The sequence below is a fragment of the Mesorhizobium sp. M7A.F.Ca.AU.002.02.1.1 genome (genome assembly GCF_003998535.1).
Taxonomy (GTDB): Bacteria; Pseudomonadota; Alphaproteobacteria; order Rhizobiales; family Rhizobiaceae; genus Mesorhizobium; species Mesorhizobium ciceri.
The window spans coordinates 1-4695 of the sequence record NZ_RZPB01000488.1; the positions used below are offsets into that span (position 1 = coordinate 1).

Here is a 4695-nt window from a genome sequence, read left to right on the forward strand (position 1 = left end):
ATGATGGTGCATCTGCACAAGGCGATCTCGGTGCGGGAAGTGGCTCGCTCCTCGCGCCGCTGAGCATTTTCTTCAGCGCAACAGGAATCCGCGTCCGAGCTCGTCGTCCGCTTCGACGATGAATTCGGCCCGCCCGGAATAATAGGCGCGGCCGCCGACGCGGGCGATGATCGCCTCATGCCGTCCAGCCTTCGCCGTCCGCGCCACGGCTCCGGAAAAACGCGAGCCGGCGATGCTCTCGAATGTGCGCGTCTGTCCGATCGCGATCTCGCCCTTGGCATGCATGGCCGCCAGCCTTGCGGTGACGCCGGAACCGGTTGGCGAGCGATCGACCTCGGCTTCGGCGAAGACGCAGATGTTTTTGGTCACCTCGCCGGAAAATGTGTCGCGGCCGTCGGTCAGGATGGTGCCGTATAGGTAGGCTAGGTCGCCGTGGTCGGGATGCGACAGCGGAAATTCAGCCTTGAGCCTGTCCGTCAGCCCCGTTGCCGCATCGACGAAATCGCGCATCCGGCTTCTGCCGAATTCGAGCCCGAATTGGTGACAATCGGCCAGCGCGTAGAAGGCGCCGCCATAGGCGACGTCGAAGCCAATCGTGCCGTGGCCCGCCAATTCGATCGCCTGTCCACCGGCGAAAAGGAAGGCCGGCACGCTTTCGAACGAAACCGCACCGGCCTTGCCGTCCCTGACCTCGACCGAGGCGACGACCAGCCCGCACGGCGCCTCGATATTGACTGTCGTGACTGGTTCCTGTTTCGCCACCAGCCCTTCATCGATGGCGTAGCGGCCGAGCGCGACGATGGCGTGGCCGCACATCGTGGAATAACCCTCATTGTGCATGAACAGCACGGCGAGGTCGGCGCCGGGCAGGTCCGGCTCGACCAGCAAGGCGCCATACATGTCGTAATGGCCGCGTGGCTCGAACATCAGGATTTTCCTGAGATGATCGAGATGGTCGCGCACATAGGCGCGCTTTTCCAGGATCGTGCCCTTGGGGATACCGGGATAGCCGCCGGTGACGATCCTCAGCGGCTCGCCGCCGGTATGCATGTCGACCACGGTCAGCGTCATGCGACGGGCCCCATTAATCCGAAGATTTGCCGAAGAGGGCCTGCAATTTGCTGAACGGCATGGCGGCGCGGGTGAAGCCGAAGGTGCCGTCTTGCTGGATTTCGCGTGCCGCCGTTTCCAGCATGCCGTAGGCGAAATTGGTCAGCCACGGCCCGAGCGAGATACGCTTGACGCCGGCCATGGCGAGATCGGCGATGGTAAAGCCCGGTACCGCCATGACATTGACCGGCTTGCTGACGGCAGAGCAGAGCGTGCGGATCATCTCGACGTTGCCGATGCCTGGCGCATAGAGTACGTCGGCGCCGGCCTTCTCGAACGCCTGCAGCCGCTTGATCGTGTCGTCGAGGTCGGACTTGCCCCAGAGGAAGTTCTCGGCCCGCGCAGTGAAGACGAAATCGCGTTTCAGGGCCCGCGCCGCTTCCACGGCCGCCGCAACGCGTTCGACGGCGTGCGCAAAATCATAGATCGGCTTGTCCGGATCGCCGGTGTGGTCTTCGATCGAGCAGCCGGCAAGGCCGGCAGCTTCCGCCGCGAAGATGGTTTCGGCGGCCTGCTCGGCGCTGTCGCCCTTGCCTTTCTCGAGGTCGGCCGAGACCGGCAGGCTGGTCGCCGCGGTCACTTCGCGGCAATGGTGGATCATCTGGTCGAAGGTCACCGCGCCGTCCGGCAGGCCGCGCGAAAAGGCAAAGCCGGCGCTGGTCGTCGCCAGCGCCGTGAAGCCGAACGAGCCGAGCAGCTTGGTCGTGCCGATATCCCAGGGATTGGGCACGACGAAGGTCGAGGCATGCAGGTCGCGAAAGATCTTGCCCTTGTCCATGGTAGTTCCCCATCATATGCGGTGTGGCCGAGCGGATTTTATCCTGCTCCATCTGGCCGGGCAAACGAATGCGGTTGGTTCAGAAGCGTTTGGCGTTCTCTCCTGCCAAATTGTTCAGCGCGTCGGAATCCTTGGCGTAGTGCGACGTTGTCTTGTCCCAATGATAGGTGACGGAGATGTCGTGAGATTCAGGTTTGGGCGGCTGGTCATCGCAGCTTTCGTCGTTCACGACGGTGGCATCGGTCACCGTTACCTTGATCGCCGCATGGCGTCGGCCCTCTGCGATGGCTTTAAAGGCAACGTCCTGCGTCCGGCTATAGGCACACACGTGCTCGTCGAACAAATAGATGATGTCGATCAGCTTCAACTTGTCCCTGGCGACCATAATCAGCGGGACGATCATATAGTTCTGGTTTGAATTGGAATGCGAACTCTCGATCATGAGGATATCATCATTGGCGCCGATGCCGAGCTTGCCGGGTTCGCGGAAATAGGTGCTGCGGTCGAGGGCGACATTGGCGGCGTCGAGCAGCCTTGGTTTGCCCGTAATGTCGTAGAGCGCTAGCACCGCATAGCCTTCTGCGCTGTCTGAGGAATCGCCGAGATCGAACAGCATGGTCAGGCGGTCCTTGCCTCCCGCCTTGATGGCAAGCACGGAGGCATTGGAAAAGCCTGAGGTTTCGGGCGGCGAGCCGCCGCTGTCGGGTCCCTCGATATGGCGCATAGCGATCGGCAGCCCGCCCCTGTAAAAGCCATTCTTGTCGGCGGCGAGGTCTGGAATGATCATCCTGGCGAGGTCGAGATAGGTGATGTCTTTTTGGCCGGGCAGTGGGCTGCCGAGCTCCGGAAGGCTGGCGTCTTGCGCGCCGGCTGCGGTCCACAGCAATGGCAGCAGCATCACGGCGAGGATGAAGCGAAGCAGGTTCGTCGGCATGGTCGCCTCAGGGTGTCGGGCGCGCGGAACGTAGCACAGCCTCCCAACCCGTCCAGTCCGTCAGCCAGCTCAGTGGATCGGCACCAGCCCGGCCAGTTCGCGCATGTCGTCGAACAGGATGCCGCCGGCCTGGATAAGGCCGTCGCGGTCGGAATAGGGATCGGCGTGATAGGAAAACACCCGCATGCCGGCCGCGATGCCGGCCTGCGTGCCAGCGACGCTGTCCTCGATGACGATGCAGTCGGCAGGTGCAAAGCCCACGGTTTTCGCAGCATGCAGGAACAGGTCCGGAAACGGCTTGCCGCGCGCGACCATCGTCGAGGAAAACATCGCGTGTTCGAACAGCGGCAACAGCCCGGTCTGGCCAAGTGTGATGTGCATCTTCGACACCCGGGCCGAGGTGGCGACGCAATAGGCGATCCCGGCTGACCGCACGGCCTCGACGAATTCGCGGACATAAGGGATTGCTTCGACGCCGTGGGCGAACAGGTCTGGCAGGCCGGCGTTCCAGCGATCGACAAAATCGGCGCCAAGCCTGACGCTGGTCTTTTCTTCGATCTCTTTCTGCACCGACGCCATGCTGCGGCCGGAGAAATTCTTGCGGCAATATTTGAAGCTTGTCGGATAGCCGGCAGCGGTCAGCCATTCGGCAAGGCGCCGATTGGCCAGGTTCTCCGTATCGACCAGGATCCCGTCGCAGTCGAAGATGACAAGTTTAGGCAGTTCAGGCATCAGGCGGTGCCGGTCGATCCGAACCCGCCCGCGCCGCGCGCCGTGCCGCCGGCCAGGTTGCGCTCTTCCACGGCGGCTTGCGTCACCGCGGCAAAAACGATCTGGGCGATGCGCATGCCGCGCGTCACGGCAAAGTCCTCATCGCCGAGATTGATCAGCAGGACCTTCACCTCGCCGCGATAGTCGCTGTCGATGGTGCCGGGCGTGTTGAGGACGGTCAGCCCATGCTTGAAGGCAAGGCCCGAGCGCGGCCGCACCTGGCCTTCCATGCCTTCGGGAATTTCCAGGATCAGCCCGGTCGGCACCAGAGCGCGTTTTCCGGGCAGGATCAGCAGCGGCCGGTCGTCCGGCACCGCGGCGCGCAGATCCATGCCGGCAGCACCGGTGCTTTCATAAGCAGGAAGGGGAAGTCCTTCAGCATGCGGCAACCTGACGAAGCCGACGGTCGGACCGATGACGGAGGGAGTTTGAAGGGCTGCGCGCATAAAATCGATCCTATCGGCGCGAACGGCGATTCGGTCAACTCGCCCGCAAGCCTATCAACGGCTTTCTTTCAGGCATCAGTATGGCCTGAGGTGTGTTGAGATTCAGGTCAGGCCGAGTCGAAACCCGTCGTTTGCAGGCCGGCATCACCTGAATATCGACATATCTTAGCGCACTTCCATCGGAACCACCGTCGTCTCCTTGATCTCTTCCATCACGAAAGAGGCGGAAACATCAGACAGCGCCACCTTGGCGATCAGCCGCTGGTAGAGCCGGTCATAGGCCTTCACGTCGGCGACGCGGGCGCGCAGAACGTAGTCGAGGTCGCCGGACATGCGGTAGACGCCGATGATCTCGGGAAAGCCGGTCACCGCCGCCCGGAATCTCTGCAGCCACTCCGGATCGTGGTTGGACGTGCGGATCAGGATGAAGACGGAAAGGCCAAGCCCGAGCTTTTCGGCATCGACCAGCGCCACCCTGCCGGTGATGACACCGGCCTCCTCCAGCCGCTTCACCCGGCGCCAGCAGGCATTGCGCGACAGCGCCACCCGTTCCGACAACTGGTCGACCGACAGCGTGCCGTCGCGTTGCAACTCGGCGAGCAATTTCCGGTCGATTTCGTCAATTTCCAGCGCCATGTGGGATATTTGTTCCATGC

Annotated in this window: 6 protein-coding genes; all 6 read right to left on the reverse strand. The window is 62.6% G+C overall.

Annotation, left to right across the window (positions count from 1 at the left end; translation table 11 throughout):
- Positions 1 to 72: 72 nt before the first annotated feature.
- Positions 73 to 1071 (reverse strand): proline racemase family protein, encoded by a 999-nt coding sequence (locus EN879_RS24785; RefSeq protein ID WP_024505791.1) that lies wholly within the window; start codon positions 1069 to 1071, stop codon positions 73 to 75.
- Positions 1072 to 1084: 13 nt separating this feature from the next.
- Positions 1085 to 1888 (reverse strand): oxaloacetate decarboxylase, encoded by an 804-nt coding sequence (locus EN879_RS24790; RefSeq protein WP_024505790.1) that lies wholly within the window; start codon positions 1886 to 1888, stop codon positions 1085 to 1087.
- A gap of 79 nt (positions 1889 to 1967) precedes the next feature.
- Positions 1968 to 2822 (reverse strand): hypothetical protein, encoded by an 855-nt coding sequence (locus tag EN879_RS24795; RefSeq protein WP_013528047.1) that lies wholly within the window; start codon positions 2820 to 2822, stop codon positions 1968 to 1970.
- Between the two features lie 69 nt (positions 2823 to 2891).
- Entirely contained in the window at positions 2892 to 3554 is a 663-nt protein-coding gene (locus EN879_RS24800; RefSeq protein WP_063169909.1) for an HAD family phosphatase, read from the reverse strand.
- Positions 3554 to 4039 carry a dUTP diphosphatase gene (dut, locus tag EN879_RS24805; RefSeq protein WP_013528045.1) on the reverse strand — a complete coding sequence of 162 codons (486 nt, stop codon included), beginning with the start codon at positions 4037 to 4039 and terminating at the stop codon, positions 3554 to 3556. Before dut ends, EN879_RS24800 begins: the two co-directional genes overlap by 1 nt.
- Before the next feature lie 165 nt (positions 4040 to 4204).
- A complete protein-coding gene (locus EN879_RS24810; protein WP_013528044.1) occupies positions 4205 to 4675 on the reverse strand; it encodes an Lrp/AsnC family transcriptional regulator in 471 nt (156 codons plus the stop codon).
- Positions 4676 to 4695 lie beyond the last annotated feature (20 nt).

Bases quoted from the DNA above. Each gene is read 5' to 3' on its own strand.
- EN879_RS24795 (WP_013528047.1), bottom strand. From the start codon at position 2,822: ATGCCGACGAACCTGCTTCGCTTCATCCTCGCCGTGATGCTGCTGCCA.
- EN879_RS24800 (WP_063169909.1), bottom strand. From the start codon at position 3,554: ATGCCTGAACTGCCTAAACTTGTCATCTTCGACTGCGACGGGATCCTG.
- EN879_RS24785 (WP_024505791.1), bottom strand. From the start codon at position 1,071: ATGACGCTGACCGTGGTCGACATGCATACCGGCGGCGAGCCGCTGAGG.
- dut (WP_013528045.1), bottom strand. From the start codon at position 4,039: ATGCGCGCAGCCCTTCAAACTCCCTCCGTCATCGGTCCGACCGTCGGC.
- EN879_RS24810 (WP_013528044.1), bottom strand. From the start codon at position 4,675: ATGGCGCTGGAAATTGACGAAATCGACCGGAAATTGCTCGCCGAGTTG.
- EN879_RS24790 (WP_024505790.1), bottom strand. From the start codon at position 1,888: ATGGACAAGGGCAAGATCTTTCGCGACCTGCATGCCTCGACCTTCGTC.